13 protein-coding genes and 2 tRNA genes are annotated in these 16,620 nt (G+C 53.2%); 6 read left to right on the top strand and 9 right to left on the bottom strand.

The window, feature by feature from the left end; translation table 11 throughout:
• Positions 1-209 precede the first annotated feature (209 nt).
• Together FDW87_RS04635 and FDW87_RS04640 are read left to right on the top strand one after the other, a co-directional pair.
• A complete protein-coding gene (locus FDW87_RS04635) occupies positions 210-1,697 on the top strand; it encodes an EmmdR/YeeO family multidrug/toxin efflux MATE transporter (protein ID WP_278085702.1) in 1,488 nt (495 codons plus the stop codon).
• Positions 1,698-1,796: 99 nt separating this feature from the next.
• Positions 1,797-1,872 (top strand) — tRNA-Asn (locus FDW87_RS04640).
• 42 nt (positions 1,873-1,914) lie between these two features.
• Here the strand turns inward: FDW87_RS04640 and cbl are convergent.
• Together cbl and nac are read right to left on the bottom strand one after the other, a co-directional pair.
• Positions 1,915-2,865, bottom strand: a complete 951-nt coding sequence (gene cbl, locus FDW87_RS04645) for an HTH-type transcriptional regulator Cbl (protein WP_016152661.1) — start codon at positions 2,863-2,865, stop codon at positions 1,915-1,917.
• 101 nt (positions 2,866-2,966) lie between these two features.
• Entirely contained in the window at positions 2,967-3,884 is a 918-nt protein-coding gene (nac, locus tag FDW87_RS04650; protein ID WP_016156200.1) for a nitrogen assimilation transcriptional regulator NAC, read from the bottom strand.
• 326 nt (positions 3,885-4,210) lie between these two features.
• On the opposite strand from nac, the gene FDW87_RS04655 reads away from it, so the two are divergent.
• From FDW87_RS04655 to FDW87_RS04670, 4 genes are all read left to right on the top strand, one after another.
• A tRNA-Asn gene (locus FDW87_RS04655) sits at positions 4,211-4,286 on the top strand.
• 213 nt (positions 4,287-4,499) lie between these two features.
• Entirely contained in the window at positions 4,500-5,816 is a 1,317-nt protein-coding gene (gene shiA, locus FDW87_RS04660; RefSeq protein ID WP_016156198.1) for a shikimate transporter, read from the top strand.
• A 118-nt stretch (positions 5,817-5,934) separates the two neighbouring features.
• A complete protein-coding gene (locus FDW87_RS04665) occupies positions 5,935-7,389 on the top strand; it encodes an AMP nucleosidase (RefSeq protein WP_016152657.1) in 1,455 nt (484 codons plus the stop codon).
• 15 nt (positions 7,390-7,404) lie between these two features.
• Positions 7,405-9,183 (top strand): aminopeptidase P family protein, encoded by a 1,779-nt coding sequence (locus FDW87_RS04670; RefSeq protein WP_137379497.1) that lies wholly within the window; start codon positions 7,405-7,407, stop codon positions 9,181-9,183.
• 55 nt (positions 9,184-9,238) lie between these two features.
• Here the strand turns inward: FDW87_RS04670 and ptsG are convergent, their stop codons facing one another.
• From ptsG to fabF, 7 genes are all read right to left on the bottom strand, one after another.
• Positions 9,239-10,672, bottom strand: coding sequence for a PTS glucose transporter subunit IIBC (gene ptsG / locus FDW87_RS04675; protein WP_016152655.1), 1,434 nt, complete (start codon positions 10,670-10,672; stop codon positions 9,239-9,241).
• 293 nt (positions 10,673-10,965) lie between these two features.
• Positions 10,966-11,763 (bottom strand): metal-dependent hydrolase, encoded by a 798-nt coding sequence (locus FDW87_RS04680; RefSeq protein WP_016156196.1) that lies wholly within the window; start codon positions 11,761-11,763, stop codon positions 10,966-10,968.
• Between the two features lie 10 nt (positions 11,764-11,773).
• Complete coding sequence (gene holB, locus FDW87_RS04685) at positions 11,774-12,778, bottom strand: DNA polymerase III subunit delta' (RefSeq protein ID WP_016152653.1); 1,005 nt, start codon at positions 12,776-12,778, stop codon at positions 11,774-11,776.
• Positions 12,775-13,416 carry a dTMP kinase gene (tmk, locus tag FDW87_RS04690; RefSeq protein WP_016156195.1) on the bottom strand — a complete coding sequence of 214 codons (642 nt, stop codon included), beginning with the start codon at positions 13,414-13,416 and terminating at the stop codon, positions 12,775-12,777. The genes holB and tmk overlap by 4 nt, the downstream gene beginning before the upstream one ends.
• Positions 13,406-14,428, bottom strand: coding sequence for a cell division protein YceG (gene yceG / locus FDW87_RS04695; protein WP_016156194.1), 1,023 nt, complete (start codon positions 14,426-14,428; stop codon positions 13,406-13,408). The genes tmk and yceG overlap by 11 nt, the downstream gene beginning before the upstream one ends.
• Positions 14,429-14,430: 2 nt before the next feature.
• The gene (gene pabC, locus FDW87_RS04700; protein WP_016156193.1) at positions 14,431-15,240 is read right to left on the bottom strand and encodes an aminodeoxychorismate lyase; all 810 of its coding nucleotides are present in this window, start codon (positions 15,238-15,240) and stop codon (positions 14,431-14,433) included.
• A gap of 135 nt (positions 15,241-15,375) precedes the next feature.
• Positions 15,376-16,617, bottom strand: coding sequence for a beta-ketoacyl-ACP synthase II (fabF, locus tag FDW87_RS04705; protein WP_003036260.1), 1,242 nt, complete (start codon positions 16,615-16,617; stop codon positions 15,376-15,378).
• Positions 16,618-16,620: the final 3 nt, after the last annotated feature.

Raw genomic sequence — 16,620 nt, forward strand, 5'->3', positions numbered from 1 at the left:
TGACATACGGATTAACAGTCCGCCGTTCTACCGACTGAACTACAGAGGAATCGTTGTGGAGGCTTATCTTAGCGGCGAAAAAATTTTTGTCAAACCCCATTTCCCCGAATAAGTTTCAATTGATGCTTCTCTCGACAGTTTGTTGCATTTCCAGACATTTTAAATGGAAAAAACTTTGCAGCTTTTTGGATTCTCCCTCATCATTTGAAATGAGGTTTCAACTTTCTTCTTTAAGGTCCACTTTGAACGTCTCCGCTGCCTTACGCCAGGTCGCTTCCCGCACGCCCTGGTATGCTAAACGCAAGAGTTATAAGGTTCTCTTTTGGCGCGAAATCACTCCGCTTGCGGTCCCCATTTTTCTGGAAAACACCTGTGTGCTGTTGATGGGCGTACTGAGTACCTTCCTTGTTAGCTGGTTGGGAAAAGAAGCAATGGCTGGCGTTGGTCTCGCCGACAGTTTCAACATGGTCATCATGGCGTTTTTTGCCGCCATCGATCTGGGAACCACGGTGGTGGTAGCATTTAGCCTGGGAAAACGAGATCGTCGACGGGCAAGGTCAGCAGCCAGACAATCGCTGGTGATCATGACGATTTTTGCTACCGTGCTGGCAGCGGTCATTCACTATTTTGGTGAACAGATTATTGACGTTGTCGCCGGTGAAGCAACTCCCGACGTTAAGGCTTTGGCACTCACCTATCTGGAGCTAACGGTGCTCAGCTACCCGGCGGCAGCCATTGCTTTGATCGGTAGCGGCGCACTTCGCGGAGCCGGAAATACCAAAATTCCGCTGTTGATTAATGGCGGTATGAATATCCTAAATATCATCATCAGCAGCATCCTGATCTACGGGGTCTTTTCCTGGCAAGGGCTGGGATTTGTGGGGGCAGGACTCGGGCTGACCATTTCACGCTACATCGGTGCGTTCGCCATTATCTGGGTGCTGATGATTGGTTTTAATCCGGCGCTGCGAATTCCCTTCAAAAGCTATTTTAAGCCGCTCAATCTCGCCATTATCTGGGAAGTTATGGGGATCGGTATTCCGGCAAGTATTGAGTCAGTGCTATTTAATGGCGGTAAACTGTTAACGCAGATGTTTGTCTCCGGCATGGGAACCAGCGTAATTGCCGGAAACTTCATTGCCTTTTCCATCGCCGCGCTCATCAACCTGCCGGGGAATGCTTTAGGCTCAGCGTCGACAATCATTACCGGCAGGCGTCTGGGAAATGGTCAGATAGCCCAAGCGGAAATCCAGTTACGCCATATATTCTGGCTCTCAACAATCGGCTTAACCGCCATCGCCTGGCTAACCGCCCCTTTTGCCGGCGTTATGGCCTCATTTTATACTCACGATCAGGATGTAAAAGAGGTCATTGTCATCCTAATTTGGCTCAACGCAGCGTTTATGCCGATATGGGCAGCATCTTGGGTGCTACCATCAGGGTTTAAGGGCGCACGTGATGTGCGTTTTGCGATGTGGGTATCGATGTTGGGCATGTGGGGCTGTCGCGTTGTGGCGGGTTACACCTTGGGAATTGTATTAGGATGGGGCGTAGTCGGCGTTTGGCTAGGGATGTTCTTCGACTGGGCCGTGCGCGCCGCGTTATTTTACTGGCGTATGGTTACAGGCCGCTGGTTATGGAAATATCCTCGCCCCGAGCGTGAAAAGTGCATAAAACAACCGGTTGCGTCTGAATAAGCGGCGAAATGGGGAATATTTCAGCAAACAATCGCATTTATCTATTCAGGCTTTGACAACGCTGAGTGGCATCGCTAATATTCGCCTCGTTCACACGATTCCTCTGTAGTTCAGTCGGTAGAACGGCGGACTGTTAATCCGTATGTCACTGGTTCGAGTCCAGTCAGAGGAGCCAAATTTAAGAAGCCTGCTTAGGAAACTAAGCAGGCTTTTTGCATTATATCTGATAATCAATCACGGCTTCATCTGGCTCCATCGCCTGGCGCTTGATTTCATCGACGGATAACCCTGCGTTGCATAGCTCAATAAATCGCCAGACATAGTTGCGCTGCAGTTGCCCGCGTTTCAGGCCCAGCCAGACGGTATTTGCATCAAATAAGTGCCGGGTATCCAGACGGGTTAAGCTCCCCTCCTCCTGCTCTCCACTGGATTGTTCTGCCACCAGCCCGATTCCCAGCCCCAGCGACACATAGGTTTTAATCACATCCGAGTCCTGGGCGCTGAGGATAATATCCGGCACTAACCCTTTACGGGCAAATGCCTCATCGATACGGGAACGCCCCGTAATCCCCTGACGATACGTAATTAATGGCCAGTGGGCGATAGATTCCAGTGTGAGAGGAGACGTTTTCACCAAGGGATGATCGTGAGGAACAAGCAGGCTGTGGTGCCAACGAAACCAGGGAAAAGCTACCAACAGCGGATCGCTGCTCAGTCGCTCGCTGGCAATCCCGATGTCTGCCCCACCGTTTTGCAACAGTACGTCAATCTCCTGCGGTGTACCCTGGATCAGTTCCAGACGCACCTCAGGGAAGAGCTCACGAAAGGCTTTAATCACCGCGGGCAGGCTATAGCGTGCCTGTGTATGCGTGGTGGCAATCGTCAGTACACCGGACGTGTCATTGGTAAACAGATCCGCCAGTCTGCGAACGTTGCTGGCCTCATTCAGAATACGCTCGGCAATAACCAGCAAGGCTTTGCCCGGTTCGGTCATGCCCAGCAGGCGTTTACCGCGACGGATAAAAATCTCAATGCCAAGTTCATCTTCAAGTTCACGAATATGTCGGCTGACTCCCGACTGCGAGGTGTACAGTATATTCGCGACTTCCGTCAGGTTGTAATCCTGACGGGCCGCCTCGCGGATTATTTTAAGTTGCTGGAAATTCACTTTTCGCTCCGGGCGCATCAGACATTACGCTATTGTTAAAGTCTGATGCCCGGCATAACAAATAATAAAAACCCGCATCTTATTCCTGGAGGGAATAAGGTTTAGCTGACCAGCTGTAGCTCGCGGTTTTCCAGTGCCGGACGGCTTACCAGCGACAACAGGATCTCCTTCACGGCCTGTGCCTGCGGCGATAAGCTCCCTCTGGCTGAGACGTTCAGCGATAATGGCAGATTCATCGATGGGGTTGTTATCCGCGCCATCCAGCCGTTAGCGGCATTACATAATGAACGGGCCGCCGACTCAGGCAACACTGTGACGCCCATCCCACTGGCGATGGCAGCCGTTAAGGTGGCGATAGATTCAATTTCGCCAATCACTTTGGCCGTCAGGCGACGAAGCGAAAAAGCTTCATCTACACGCAGGCGAACTGCGCTGTAATCCCGTGGCAAAAACAGATTCATCTGCGCCACCGCGGCTAAATCAACGCTTTGCCCCGGGCAATCACGCGTCCCGACCAGGTACAGATCCTCTTTAAGCAACGGTTGACTGCTGATACCCGCCACGGGTGAGCGCTCGTAGAGCACCGCCATGTCTAAATGCCCACTGAGCAGCTTGTCATTCAGCACCGCCCCACTGTTTTCATGCAAATAGACCAGCACATCGGGCAGCTCTGCTCGTACTGTCTGTAATAACGGCATAGTGATGGCTGACGCCGCCGTCCCCGGTGCCAGGCCAATAGAGACCTGTCCCCCCAGGGTCTGACCCACGTTATTGACCGCAAGTTGCGCCTGCTCGCACTGGCGTAAAATCGTCCGCGCATGGGCATACAACACTTTCCCCGCTTCCGTCGGTGTGACGCCGCGTTTGGTGCGAATCAGCAGTTGCTGATCCAGTTCGCCTTCCAGCGTAGCAACCTGCTGGCTCAGCGCGGGTTGCGCGATATGCAACACTTCCGCTGCCTGGGTCAGGCTACCAATATCGACGATTTTCACGAAATATTTCAGTCGTCTGAAGTTCATTTTGCCTCCTGTCGGAATACCAGAACCCGTGCTGGCAGTCATTAATTTCAGGATTGCAAGATGCTTGCCAGTTTAGTCAGCAGCCGTGTTTTACGGTTAAAACCGCGTAAAGTCAGGCTCAAAGGTGAAGAATGGACTTTTTGCACACCTGAATCTCTCATTCTGGCTGCCCTGGAAGAGGTAGACGCGCACCAGAATGGGGCAAAAGCATAAAAAGACGGAAAGATCGCCGCTTTGCTGATTTTGTCAGCAAACGAACGCACAAATGTATTTCCCCCTTTGACAAGCCTCATCGCCCTCGCTAATATGCGCCTCGTTCAAACGATTCCTCTGTAGTTCAGTCGGTAGAACGGCGGACTGTTAATCCGTATGTCACTGGTTCGAGTCCAGTCAGAGGAGCCAAATTTAAGAAGCCTGCTTAGGAAACTAAGCAGGCTTTTTGCTTTTCTGTTTTTCATTCATCTTATTTTTCATGTAGCCCTCTGGTGAGGGAGATAATCGTTTTCTCTTCCCGTCTGTCGCGGTAATCTCATAACGGTCGTTAATATATCGACTGCAATGTGTGTAGCCCAATTCCAATACTAATAACTAAAAGACAGTACAGACAGGATAACTATGGATTCCACTCTCACCTCCGCGGGTCCCCAAGAGGACGTCTCTTCGCTTCATCGTGCCCGACGCGCTGCGCTTGGTAGCTTCGCTGGCGCCGTGGTCGACTGGTATGATTTTCTGCTTTATGGCATCACCGCCGCACTGGTCTTTAATCGCGAGTTCTTCCCGCAGGTTAGCCCGGCAATGGGAACACTTGCCGCATTTGCCACCTTTGGCGTCGGATTTTTGTTCCGTCCGTTAGGCGGGGTTATCTTCGGCCACTTTGGCGATCGCCTTGGCCGTAAACGCATGCTGATGCTCACCGTCTGGATGATGGGGATTGCCACTGCGCTGATAGGGATTATTCCTTCTTTTGACACTATTGGCTGGTGGGCCCCTGTGCTGCTGGTGACGCTACGCGCCATTCAGGGATTCGCCGTTGGTGGTGAATGGGGCGGCGCGGCGTTGCTCTCGGTCGAAAGCGCGCCGAAAAATAAAAAAGCCTTCTACAGCAGTGGCGTTCAGGTCGGTTACGGCGTCGGACTGCTGCTTTCTACCGGTCTGGTCTCACTGATTAGCTCGCAAACCACCGATGAGCAGTTCCTGAGCTGGGGCTGGCGTATTCCGTTCCTGTTCAGCATCGTACTGGTTTTGGGCGCGTTGTGGATGCGTAACAGAATGGATGAATCAGCCGAATTCGAACAGCAGCAACAGGCAGCGCAACCAGAGAAAAAGCGGTTACCGGTGGTCGAGGCGTTAATCCGCCATCCGGGCGCATTCTTAAAAATTATCGGCTTGCGCTTATGTGAACTGCTGACGATGTATATCGTCACCGCGTTTGCCCTTAATTACTCTACGCAGAACCTGGGCCTACCCCGCGAGCTGTTTCTGAATATCGGTTTGTTAGTGGGAGGACTGAGCTGTCTGACCATCCCCTGCTTTGCCTGGCTTGCCGACCGCTTTGGTCGACGGCGCGTGTACATTACCGGTGCACTGGTCGGTACGCTGAGCGCCTTCCCGTTCTTTATGGCGCTGGAAGCACAGTCTATTTTCTGGATCGTGTTCTTCGCGATTATGTTGGCCAATATTGCGCACGATATGGTGGTCTGTGTACAGCAGCCTATGTTTACCGGTTTGTTTGGCGCAAGTTATCGCTACAGCGGCGCAGGCGTTGGCTATCAGGTGGCAAGTGTGGTTGGCGGTGGTTTTACCCCCTTCATTGCTGCGGCACTGGTGACATTCTCTGGAGGAGACTGGCACAGCGTGGCCATTTATCTGATGGCCGGGTGTCTTATTTCCGCCGCCACTGCATTGCTGATGCGGGATAAGCAGCACAGTTAAGCCCTGATGCGAAGGTCATTCGGCCTTCGCACAATCTTCCTCAACGTCTGACTTTTGTTTCATATTCCTGTGACATACTATCGGGAGAGCAGTACATCTGTGGAACAAGGAGACAGACATGAACAATAAGGGCTCTAGCCTGACCCCAACTCAGGCACTGGATAAACTGGACGCGCTGTACGAGCAGTCGGTTAAAGCACTGCGTAGCGCCATTGGTAAGTACATTGAAACAGGGACGCTCCCTGACATAATCGCCCGCCATAATGGTCTTTTTGTTTACCCATCGCTTTGTGTCACCTGGGATGGCAGCGCCACCAATCCCCCGAAAACCCGCGCTTATGGCCGTTTTACCCATGCGGGTAGCTATACCACTACGATCACCCGTCCGTCGCTTTTTCGTCCCTATCTTGAAGAACAACTCACGCTGCTGTATCAGGATTATGATGCGCATATCTCCGTCGAACCGTCGCAGCATGAAATCCCTTATCCCTATGTGATTGACGGTTCTGAGCTGACGCTCGACCGCTCAATGAGCGCCGGATTAACGCGCCATTTCCCCACTACCGAGTTGTCACAAATTGGAGATGAAACAGCCGATGGTACCTATCATCCGGCGGAATTCTCCCCGCTGTCGCACTTCGACGCCCGACGAGTAGATTTTTCGCTCGCACGACTGCGTCACTACACGGGAACGCCGGTTGAACATTTCCAGCCATTTGTGCTGTTCACCAACTACACCCGCTATGTCGATGAGTTCGTGCGCTGGGGCTGCAGCCAGATCCTCGATCCGAACAGCCCCTATATCGCGCTGTCATGCGCGGGCGGGATCTGGATCACCGCTGAAACGGAAGCTCCAGAAGAGGCCATCTCCGATCTCGCCTGGAAGAAACATCAGATGCCCGCCTGGCATCTAATCACCGCCGACGGTCAGGGGATCACGCTGGTCAATATCGGCGTTGGCCCGTCTAACGCTAAAACCATTTGTGATCATCTGGCCGTACTGCGCCCTGACGTCTGGCTGATGATTGGACACTGTGGCGGCCTGCGTGAAAGCCAGGCGATTGGCGACTATGTTCTGGCCCACGCTTATCTGCGTGACGACCACGTGCTGGATGCCGTCCTGCCGCCGGATATTCCGATTCCGAGCATTGCGGAAGTACAACGTGCACTGTATGACGCCACCAAAGAAGTCAGCGGCATGCCCGGCGAAGAAGTTAAACAGCGCCTGCGTACCGGTACCGTCGTCACCACCGACGATCGCAACTGGGAGTTACGCTATTCCGCTTCTGCGCTGCGTTTTAACCTCAGTCGCGCGGTGGCCATTGATATGGAAAGCGCCACCATCGCCGCCCAGGGTTACCGCTTCCGTGTCCCTTACGGCACGCTGCTGTGCGTTTCCGATAAACCGCTGCACGGCGAGATCAAACTGCCTGGTCAGGCCAACCGTTTTTATGAAGGTGCCATTTCCGAGCACCTGCAAATAGGTATCCGGGCAATCGATCGTCTGCGTGCTGAAGGCGATCGACTGCACTCCCGTAAATTACGTACGTTCAACGAACCGCCGTTCCGTTAAGGCCTGAAGGTAACTATGCACAACTCAACTCCTCTTTCCGCTCTGCGCAACCTGCTGTTAGCGCAAGGGCTGGATGGCATGATTGTTCCGCGCGCCGACGCTCACCAAAGCGAAGATTGTACACCGCATGACAATAAGCTGGCCTGGCTGACCGGTTTTAGCGGCTCCGCTGGTCTCGCGTTGGTCCTGCGCGACCGCGCATTAATGTTTGTCGATGGACGCTATCAGGTCCAGGTGCGCAATGAAGTCTCGCTGGATGATTTTGAAATTCACCATTTACATGACGAACCGCTGGCCGACTATTTGCAGTCTCACGTTGCTGCGGGCGCGCGTATCGGTTTTGAACCGTTGCTGATGGTCAACAGCCAGTTTGAAGCACTGTCGGCGACCCATTGCGAGCTGGCGCCTCTTGAGCAAGATCCTTTCGACCAGGTATGGCTTGACCGCCCGGCAGCCCCCTGCGGCATCATTCGTGAAATGCCCATTGAAATCAGCGGGGAAAGCAGCACACAAAAACGTGCCCGCGTCGTGGATCTGCTCACGCAACAACAGGCCGACGTTCTGGCGATCACGCTGCCGGATAACATTGTCTGGCTGCTGAATGTGCGCGGTTCCGATCTGCCAATGGTGCCAGTGCCGTTTTCGTTCGCCCTGCTCCATCGCAGCGGCGAGCTGGAATGGTTTGTTGATAGCAACAAAACCCAGCAGCTCCCTGCTGCACTGCTGAATACGCTCACGCTGGCCCCACAAGAGAGTTTTCTTGCCCGCTGCCAGCAGTTAGCCAAAGGGAAACGCTTTTTGGTCGATAAAGACTACGCCCCGGTCGCGCTGCGTTTTGCCATTGTAGAACACGGTGGCGAAGTCTTATGGGCACCCGATCCCATCACCTTGATGAAAGCGCACAAGAATGACGTTGAACTGGCGGGCTATCGGGAATGCCATGAACAAGATGGCGCGGCCTGGGTTAACTTTCTGGCATGGCTTACGCATGAAGTTCCCTTGCGCGAAGCGGCAGGCAATCCGGTCACTGAGCTGGAAGCTCAGGCCAGGCAACTGGAATTTCGCCAGCAGCAGCCGGGATTTATCGAGCAAAGCTTCAACACGATTTCGGCCTCAGCCAGCAATGCCGCAATGTGCCATTACCATTCCAGCGAAAAAACCAATACGCCCATTACCTCTCAGGCCATGTATCTGAATGATTCCGGCGGCCAGTACCATAATGGTACGACGGATACAACGCGCACCCTCGCGTTTGGTCCACAGGATCCGCAGCGTCGTCTGCATTACACCGCTGTGTTGAAAGGCTTTTTGTCGCTTATCTCGCTGCAATTTCCCAGCGGCACTCAGGGTCATCAGCTGGATGCCTTTAGCCGTCGGGCGCTGTGGGATCTGGGTCTGGATTTTGATCACGGTACGGGACACGGCGTAGGCCATCAGCTCCTGATCCATGAGCAGCCCCATCGCATTGCCAAAAAAGTAAACCCCTGGCCCCTGGTTGCGGGCAATATCATTACCATCGAGCCGGGTTATTATCTGGCCGGAGAATATGGGATCCGTATTGAGAATCAGGTGGAGATTATCAACAGTCGTCCTGGCTTCTGTCGCTTCTCAACGCTGACGCTGGTGCCAATTGATTTAAGTCTGGTTGAACTGCATCTGCTAAGTGAGGCTGAAAAGCAGTGGATTGATGATTACCACCAGCAGGTCAGAGAGACGTTATCCCCACGCGTGAACGCAGAGGCTCGTCCGTGGTTGTTCGCCGCCACTGCGCCGATTCGCGTTCAGGCCAATTAATGCATTAAAAAAGGCAGCCCGCAGGCTGCCTTAATTCTCCCCAACTTTTTACTGCTTAGCTGTGACGGATGTACTCATCCATTTCAGTTTTCAGGTTATCGGACTTAGTACCGAAGATAGCCTGAACACCGGAACCCGCCACTACAACGCCCGCCGCACCCAGTTTCTTCAGGCCAGCCTGATCCACTTTGGCAACGTCAGCGACGCTGACACGCAGACGAGTGATGCACGCATCGAGGTTAGTGATGTTTTCTTTACCGCCGAATGCCGCAACCAGGGCCGGAGCCATTTCGCCGGACGCACCCGCTTTGGTATCTTCGGTAGCATCTTCACGACCCGGAGTTTTCAGGTCCAGCGCTTTGATCAGCACACGGAAGATGGTGTAGTAAACAATCGCATAACCGATACCAACAATCGGGAACAGCCACAGTTTGCTGCTGTTACCGGACAGAACGATAAAGTCGATCAGACCGTGGGAGAACGACGTACCGTCACGCATACCCAGCAGGATACAGATCGGGAATGCCAGACCAGCCAGAATTGCGTGGATGATGTACAGGATCGGTGCCACGAACATGAACGAGAACTCGATCGGTTCGGTAATACCGGTCAGGAACGAGGTCAGCGCCGCGGAGATCATGATACCGCCCACTTTCGCGCGGTTTTCTGGTTTAGCAGAGTGCCAGATAGCGATAGCGGCAGCCGGCAGACCGTACATTTTGAACAGGAAGCCACCAGACAGTTTGCCCGCAGTCGGGTCACCCGCCATATAGCGAGGGATATCGCCGTGGAATACCTGGCCCGCAGCATTGGTGTATTCACCGATCTGCATCTGGAATGGAACGTTCCAGATATGGTGCAGACCAAACGGCACCAGGCAGCGTTCAATGAAGCCATAGATACCGAACGCTACGACCGGGTTCTGGTATGCAGCCCACTGGGAAAACGTCTGAATAGCAGTCCCGATCGGCGGCCAAATGAAGGACAGAACCACACCGGTGAAGATAGCGGCCAGACCAGAAATGATAGGAACGAAGCGCTTACCCGCAAAGAAGCCAAGATACTCAGGCAATTTGATACGGTAGAAACGGTTGAACATATACGCTGCAATCGCACCGGAGATAATCCCCCCGAGAACACCCGTATCAGCAAGGTGTTTAGCTGCGATCTCTTCAGCAGGTAAATGCAGAACCAGCGGCGCAACAACAGCCATGGTCTTAACCATAATGCCGTAGGCAACAACGGATGCCAGTGCAGATACGCCGTCGTTATTGGTGAAGCCTAACGCGACACCGATGGCAAAAATCAGCGGCATGTTTGCAAAAACAGAACCGCCTGCTTCTGCCATTACGTGCGATACAACGGCTGGCAGCCAGCTGAAGTTAGCGGAACCGACACCCAGCAGGATACCTGCAATCGGGAGTACGGATACCGGCAGCATCAGCGATTTACCGACCTTTTGCAGGTTAGCAAATGCATTCTTAAACATAATTGAGAGTGCTCCTGAGTATTTGTGCTTTTCTACGTTCTCACGCATTAGCGAGGGGGGAGAACCTCGCCGTGTACAGGGCATCTAAGTACCCTTTATTTATTACACAGAGTAAAATAATTCAGTTTGTTTTTGTTTGACGGCTATCACAATTCAGTCGTGGATGGCCGTAAAATCCGCACATTCCGATAAAATGCGTTTCTGAATGTGTCAAACCGGTTATTCACCGCCCATTTTGAGGCGGTGAACTTTACTCGCTTTGCTTATTAATTACGAGCTTTAAAAAAAGTCAGTTAACGAACGGATTGCAGGCGAGAAGCGTCGATGTGAAACAGGCGGGCAAAGTTATCAGTGGTTGCCTGCGCCAGTTCTTCAACGGCAACACCTTTCACTACGGCCATATACTCCGCAACGTCACGGGTCATGGCGGGCTGGTTCTCTTTTCCACGATGCGGTACAGGCGCAAGGTAGGGAGAATCCGTCTCAACCAGCAACCGATCCAGAGGAACATAGCGGGCGGCATCACGGAGCTGATCTGCGTTACGGAACGTGACGATGCCGGAAAACGAGATATAAAATCCGAGGTCCAGCAATTTGCCCGCCGTTTCTCTGTCTTCTGTAAAACAGTGTAGTACGCCACCACAATCCGTCACTTTTTCTTCGCGCAGAATAGACAGCGTATCGGCCCGCGCATCGCGGGTATGTACGATAACTGGCTTTTGTAACTCACGGCCAATCTGAATATGATGGATAAAAGATTCCTGCTGGCGCACCTTTGTTTCCGGCGTATAGAAATAGTCCAGCCCGGTTTCCCCCATCGCCACAACACCCTCTTCGGCGGCAAAACGGCGCAGGTCTTCAACATCATAGGCTTCATCCTGATTTAACGGATGCACGCCGCAGGAGAACACCACATTGTCACGTTCACCGACCAGTTCGCGCATACTGCGGTATCCTGGCAGAGTGGTCGCGACGGCAAGACAGAATTTCACATCGCGTGCGGCTGCTTTCGCCAGCACGTCATCCACGTCCTTATGCAGAGATTGATAATCCAGGCCATCAAGATGGCAGTGTGAGTCGACTAAAAACATAATGTCTCTCTCAAAGATGGGGAACAGGCAGTACGGTGCCTGGTTGCAGGTAATGCTCAATACGCAGGATAAGATCGGTTAACACCAGTTCACGGTTTACGCCTGTTACGTTCAGCAACTGCTGACGGCAATGACAAACGTCACCGAGTATCGCCTGTATCCGGGCGACGGATAACCGTTCTGCGATAGAAGATATCAGGTCCAGCGCATCAGGATTGGTTAAATGGGAAACCCCATACGGACGCTTCAAGGCATCCGTCAACAACGTTGCCAGCCAGTGTAAACGGGCGGCGGCCTGATCGTGGTTTAACGCCGCGAGCAGGATATACCAGTCACCTGCGTTTAATGTGTTTGCCAGTGCCGCACAAAAATCTGTGCGATGCGCCCAGCTTTCAGCCTGTAACAACGAGAGTGCCGCACCAGGCGAACCCGCGCTCAGGCGTAATGCGCTCAACAGCGCTTCTGGAGATGCGGTCACTTCGCGGGCGAGCCAGGAGATTGCGTACGACTCAGCCGGCGGCGCAAGATGGTGTAACCGGCAGCGGCTGCGCAATGTCGCCAGCAATCGCGCAGGCTCTGTGCTGGCGAGGAAAAACCAGGTTTGTGCTGGCGGTTCTTCCAGCGTTTTTAGCAGAGCATTGGCAGCAGCATCAGTTAACTGGGCAGCATCAGGGATCCACACCACTTTCGCACCGCCAAGGCGTGAATGCTCGTACAGTTTTTCACTCACTTCACGTACCGCATCAACCCCCAGCGTGCTTTTGCCTTTTTCCGGCAGCAGCGAATAGTAGTCAGGATGCGTCCCCGCCTGCATCAGCTGACAGCCCCGGCAGTGTCCGCAGCTTTTATGCCCTTCCGGCTGCTGGCACATTAAATAGCGACTGAGCGCGTAAATCAGCGCGTCGTCACCCATTCCGGGTAATGCCTGAATCAGTAACGCATGGTGACCACGACCCGCCTGGTAGCTGGCTACCAGTTTTTCAAAATCTGGCCGTAACCATGGGTACCATTTCATGCGCCCTGCTCCTGCACCCACTGGGTGATGGTATTGCGGATATCAGCCATCACAGCTTCCAGCGGCTGCGTAGCGTCGATGGTACGAATGCTGGCATCTTTGGCAGCCAGTTCAAGATAGCGCGCGCGGGTGCGATTAAAGAAATCGAAAGATTCCTGCTCAATACGATCCAGCTCGCCGCGCGCACGGGCACGCTTCAATCCGACTTCTGGAGTCACGTCCAGATAGAGCGTCAGGTCCGGGCGAAAATCACCGAGCACAGCATCGCGCAGGGTTGCCAGCATGTTTTGATCGATGCCGCGTCCGCCCCCCTGATACGCCTGGGTCGACAAATCGTGACGGTCGCCAATTACCCATGCGCCTTTTGCCAGCGCAGGTTTAATAACGGTTTCGACCAGCTGTACGCGCGCGGCGTAAAACATCAGAACTTCAGCTTTGTCAGTGATGACCTCGTCACCCACCGACTTAATGTCCAGCACCAGACTTCTTAGTTTCTCCGCGAGCTGAGTTCCCCCCGGTTCGCGGGTAAAAACCATGTCACGAATACCGAGTTGCTCAAGTGTCTCTACCACCACGTTACGCGCAGTGGTTTTTCCGGCGCCTTCCAGGCCCTCGATGACGATATAGTTACTGCCCATTTTTTTCCTTAAGCACTTTCAGGTAATCCTGCACGGACCGGTTGTGGCTGGCAAGATTGGTGTTAAACGTGTGACCGCCTTTACCGTCAGCCACGAAATAGAGGTACGGCGTTTTTGCCGGATGCGCCGCGGCCTGCAATGAGGCCTCTCCCGGCATGGCAATCGGGCCAGGCGGCAACCCCGTAATGGTATAGGTGTTATAGGCGGTCGGGGTATCTAAATCCACACGCGACAGCTTGCCATTATACCGTGACCCCATCCCGTAAATCACCGTCGGATCGGTCTGTAAACGCATGCCAATCCGTAAGCGGTTAATAAAGACGGAAGCCACCTGGTCACGCTCGCTGGCAACCGCAGTCTCTTTTTCGATAATAGAGGCCATGGTTACCAGCTGATTTTTGTCCTGATAAGGCAGGCCTTCAGCGCGCCCTTCCCAGACCGAGTCTACCGCTTTAACCATTTTCTGATGTGCGCGTTTTAGTAACGCCACGTCAGTTGTATTGGCGGTATACATCCAGGTATCTGGCCAGAACCAGCCTTCCACCCATTGCGGGTTTTCCAGCTTCAGCGCCTGTGCAACGGTCTCGTAATTATCATCGCTCAGCGTATGTTTGATGTACGGGGCGTCACGCAGCTGTTTGAGGTAGTCGCTCAGACGCATCCCTTCAACCAGACGTAACGGGAACTGCGCCTCTTTACCGCTTTCCAGCAGTTGCAACATGTCCCGTACCGTCATGTCGGGCGTAAAACGGTAGGTTCCGGCTTTAAAATGCGACAGTTCGGGTTCCACACGCAGCAGCCACTGGAATACACGCGGACGATTGATAACGTTGTCCGCATACAACTGTTCACCGAGAACCAGACGGCCCGTACCCGCTTTCAGCGTAAAAATCGTCTCTTCTTTAATCAATAACTTACTGTCCGCCAGATGGCGAACTTTCCACATTCCCACTCCCGCAGCTATGCCCAGCACAACCAGCAATAACAGGACAACAAGTAACAGTTTTTTCATGACTAATTCGGGTGCTCACAAAGTGGGGCTAAAAAATCGAACAACATACGTGCAGACAGCAGCGTGTCGCCACAGGTGCGTACGGGAATAACAGGCATTAACGCATTACAGACGACGATTTCATCGGCCTGCATAACCTCTTCCAACCCGGCATACACTTCGACAATGCTGAACGACGATTGTGCCAGCATCCGGATACAGAATTGTCGCATAATGCCGTTCACTCCGGCCTGATCCAGCCGGGGAGTGTAAACCACATCCCCCTTACGCCAGAACAAATTAGCCGCACAGCATTCCGTAACCCATCCCTCACTGTCAAGAACCAGTGCTTCATCAGCTGCCGTCTGCTCAAGATGAGAGCGAATCAACACCTGTTCCAGTCTATTCAGGTGCTTAAGTCCGGCAAGCAACGGATTACGCCCCAGACGCACTGGACTTAACGCCAGCGTTATCCCCTCCAGTCGCCAACGATCGTAATGATCGGGCCAGGCTGAAACAGAGAGAATACGTGTGGCACTGCGACAGTTTGCGCCGCTGTAACCACGGCCACCGCTACCACGGCTGATAATCACTTTTAACACGCCCCGCGCATGCCCTTGCGCCAGCATTTTCATTTCACTTTGCAGCTCTGACCAATCTTCGAAAGAGATCAGCAATTTTTGGCAGGCGTCTTGTAAACGCGCAAGATGCGCTGCAAAGAGGCAAATTTCGCCGTCAATAATACGCGCAGTGGTAAAACAGCCATCACCGAATTGGGTCGCTCGATCGCTTGCGGCCAGCATATTCTGCTCGCAGCCATTAATTAAGAACATGGTGGCTCCTTATTTCTGGTCCGCTAGTTTGGCAGGATGAACAACACAGGACAAGGGTGGAAAACCGAATAAAAAAAGGCCCGACAAGCGGACCTTTTTAAATTGCTATCGATGCTAACGCACCACCTGGCAGACTTAAATCTTTTTAAAGATCAACGAACCGTTAGTCCCGCCAAAGCCGAAGGAGTTACACAGTGCGTACTCCAGACCACTAACCTGACGCGCTTCGTGAGGTACGAAGTCCAGGTCACAACCTTCATCCGGGTTATCCAGGTTGATGGTTGGCGGAATAGCCTGATCGCGCAGCGCCAGGATAGAGAAAATAGACTCTACCGCGCCCGCCGCACCCAACAGGTGTCCGGTCATGGATTTAGTGGAGCTTACCATCACACGGCTTGCCGCATCGCCAAAGACAGATTTCACTGCCTGGGTTTCGGCTTTATCGCCAGCAGGAGTAGACGTGCCATGCGCGTTGACATAGCCAATCTGACCCGCTTCGATAGCAGCATCGCGTAGTGCGTTGACCATTGCCAGCGCAGCGCCCGCACCGTTTTCAGGTGGTGACGTCATGTGGTAAGCATCGCTGCTCATGCCAAAACCAACGACTTCAGCATAGATTTTTGCACCGCGCGCTTTCGCATGCTCGTACTCTTCCAGTACCACCATGCCTGCGCCGTCGCCCAGCACAAAGCCATCACGTTCTTTATCCCACGGACGGCTTGCCGCTTGCGGGTTATCATTACGTGTAGACAGCGCACGTGCCGCGCCAAAACCACCCACGCCCAGCGGGGTACTGGCTTTTTCTGCACCACCCGCAACCATCGCGTCTGCATCGCCGTATGCAATGATACGTGCTGCATGACCAATGTTATGCACACCTGAAGTACAGGCGGTCGCAATGGAGATGCTTGGCCCTTGCAGGCCGTACATGATGGTCAGGTGACCTGCCACCATGTTAACAATCGTTGACGGAACGAAGAACGGGCTGATCTTACGTGGACCGCCATTCACCAAAGAGGTGTGGTTTTCTTCGATCAATCCGAGACCGCCAATACCAGAGCCGATAGCGGCGCCAATACGGTGAGCGTTCTCTTCCGTAATTTCGAGACCAGAATCCTGCATGGCCTGAACGCCAGCGACAATTCCATATTGAATGAAAGCATCCATCTTGCGCTGTTCTTTGCGCGAGATAATGTCTTCACAGTTAAAATCCTTTACTAAGCCAGCAAATTTCGTTGCATAGGCGCTAGTATCGAAATGGTCGATCAGGCTGATGCCACTCTGACCGGCAAGGAGAGCTTTCCAGGTAGACTCTACGGTATTGCCGACAGGAGACAACATGCCCAGTCCGGTCACAACTACACGACGCTTAGACACGGT

This window comes from Citrobacter sp. wls826 (assembly GCF_005281245.1).
GTDB classification, from domain to species: domain Bacteria; phylum Pseudomonadota; class Gammaproteobacteria; order Enterobacterales; family Enterobacteriaceae; genus Citrobacter; species Citrobacter braakii.

What these genes read in the sequence shown, in the direction of transcription:
- shiA (WP_016156198.1), top strand. Translation starts at nt 4,500, where the DNA reads ATGGATTCCACTCTCACCTCCGCGGGTCCCCAAGAGGACGTCTCTTCG.
- holB (WP_016152653.1), bottom strand. Translation starts at nt 12,778, where the DNA reads ATGAAATGGTACCCATGGTTACGGCCAGATTTTGAAAAACTGGTAGCC.
- yceG (WP_016156194.1), bottom strand. Translation starts at nt 14,428, where the DNA reads ATGAAAAAACTGTTACTTGTTGTCCTGTTATTGCTGGTTGTGCTGGGC.
- ptsG (WP_016152655.1), bottom strand. Translation starts at nt 10,672, where the DNA reads ATGTTTAAGAATGCATTTGCTAACCTGCAAAAGGTCGGTAAATCGCTG.
- FDW87_RS04665 (WP_016152657.1), top strand. Translation starts at nt 5,935, where the DNA reads ATGAACAATAAGGGCTCTAGCCTGACCCCAACTCAGGCACTGGATAAA.
- FDW87_RS04670 (WP_137379497.1), top strand. Translation starts at nt 7,405, where the DNA reads ATGCACAACTCAACTCCTCTTTCCGCTCTGCGCAACCTGCTGTTAGCG.
- nac (WP_016156200.1), bottom strand. Translation starts at nt 3,884, where the DNA reads ATGAACTTCAGACGACTGAAATATTTCGTGAAAATCGTCGATATTGGT.
- pabC (WP_016156193.1), bottom strand. Translation starts at nt 15,240, where the DNA reads ATGTTCTTAATTAATGGCTGCGAGCAGAATATGCTGGCCGCAAGCGAT.
- FDW87_RS04680 (WP_016156196.1), bottom strand. Translation starts at nt 11,763, where the DNA reads ATGTTTTTAGTCGACTCACACTGCCATCTTGATGGCCTGGATTATCAA.
- FDW87_RS04635 (WP_278085702.1), top strand. Translation starts at nt 210, where the DNA reads ATGAGGTTTCAACTTTCTTCTTTAAGGTCCACTTTGAACGTCTCCGCT.
- tmk (WP_016156195.1), bottom strand. Translation starts at nt 13,416, where the DNA reads ATGGGCAGTAACTATATCGTCATCGAGGGCCTGGAAGGCGCCGGAAAA.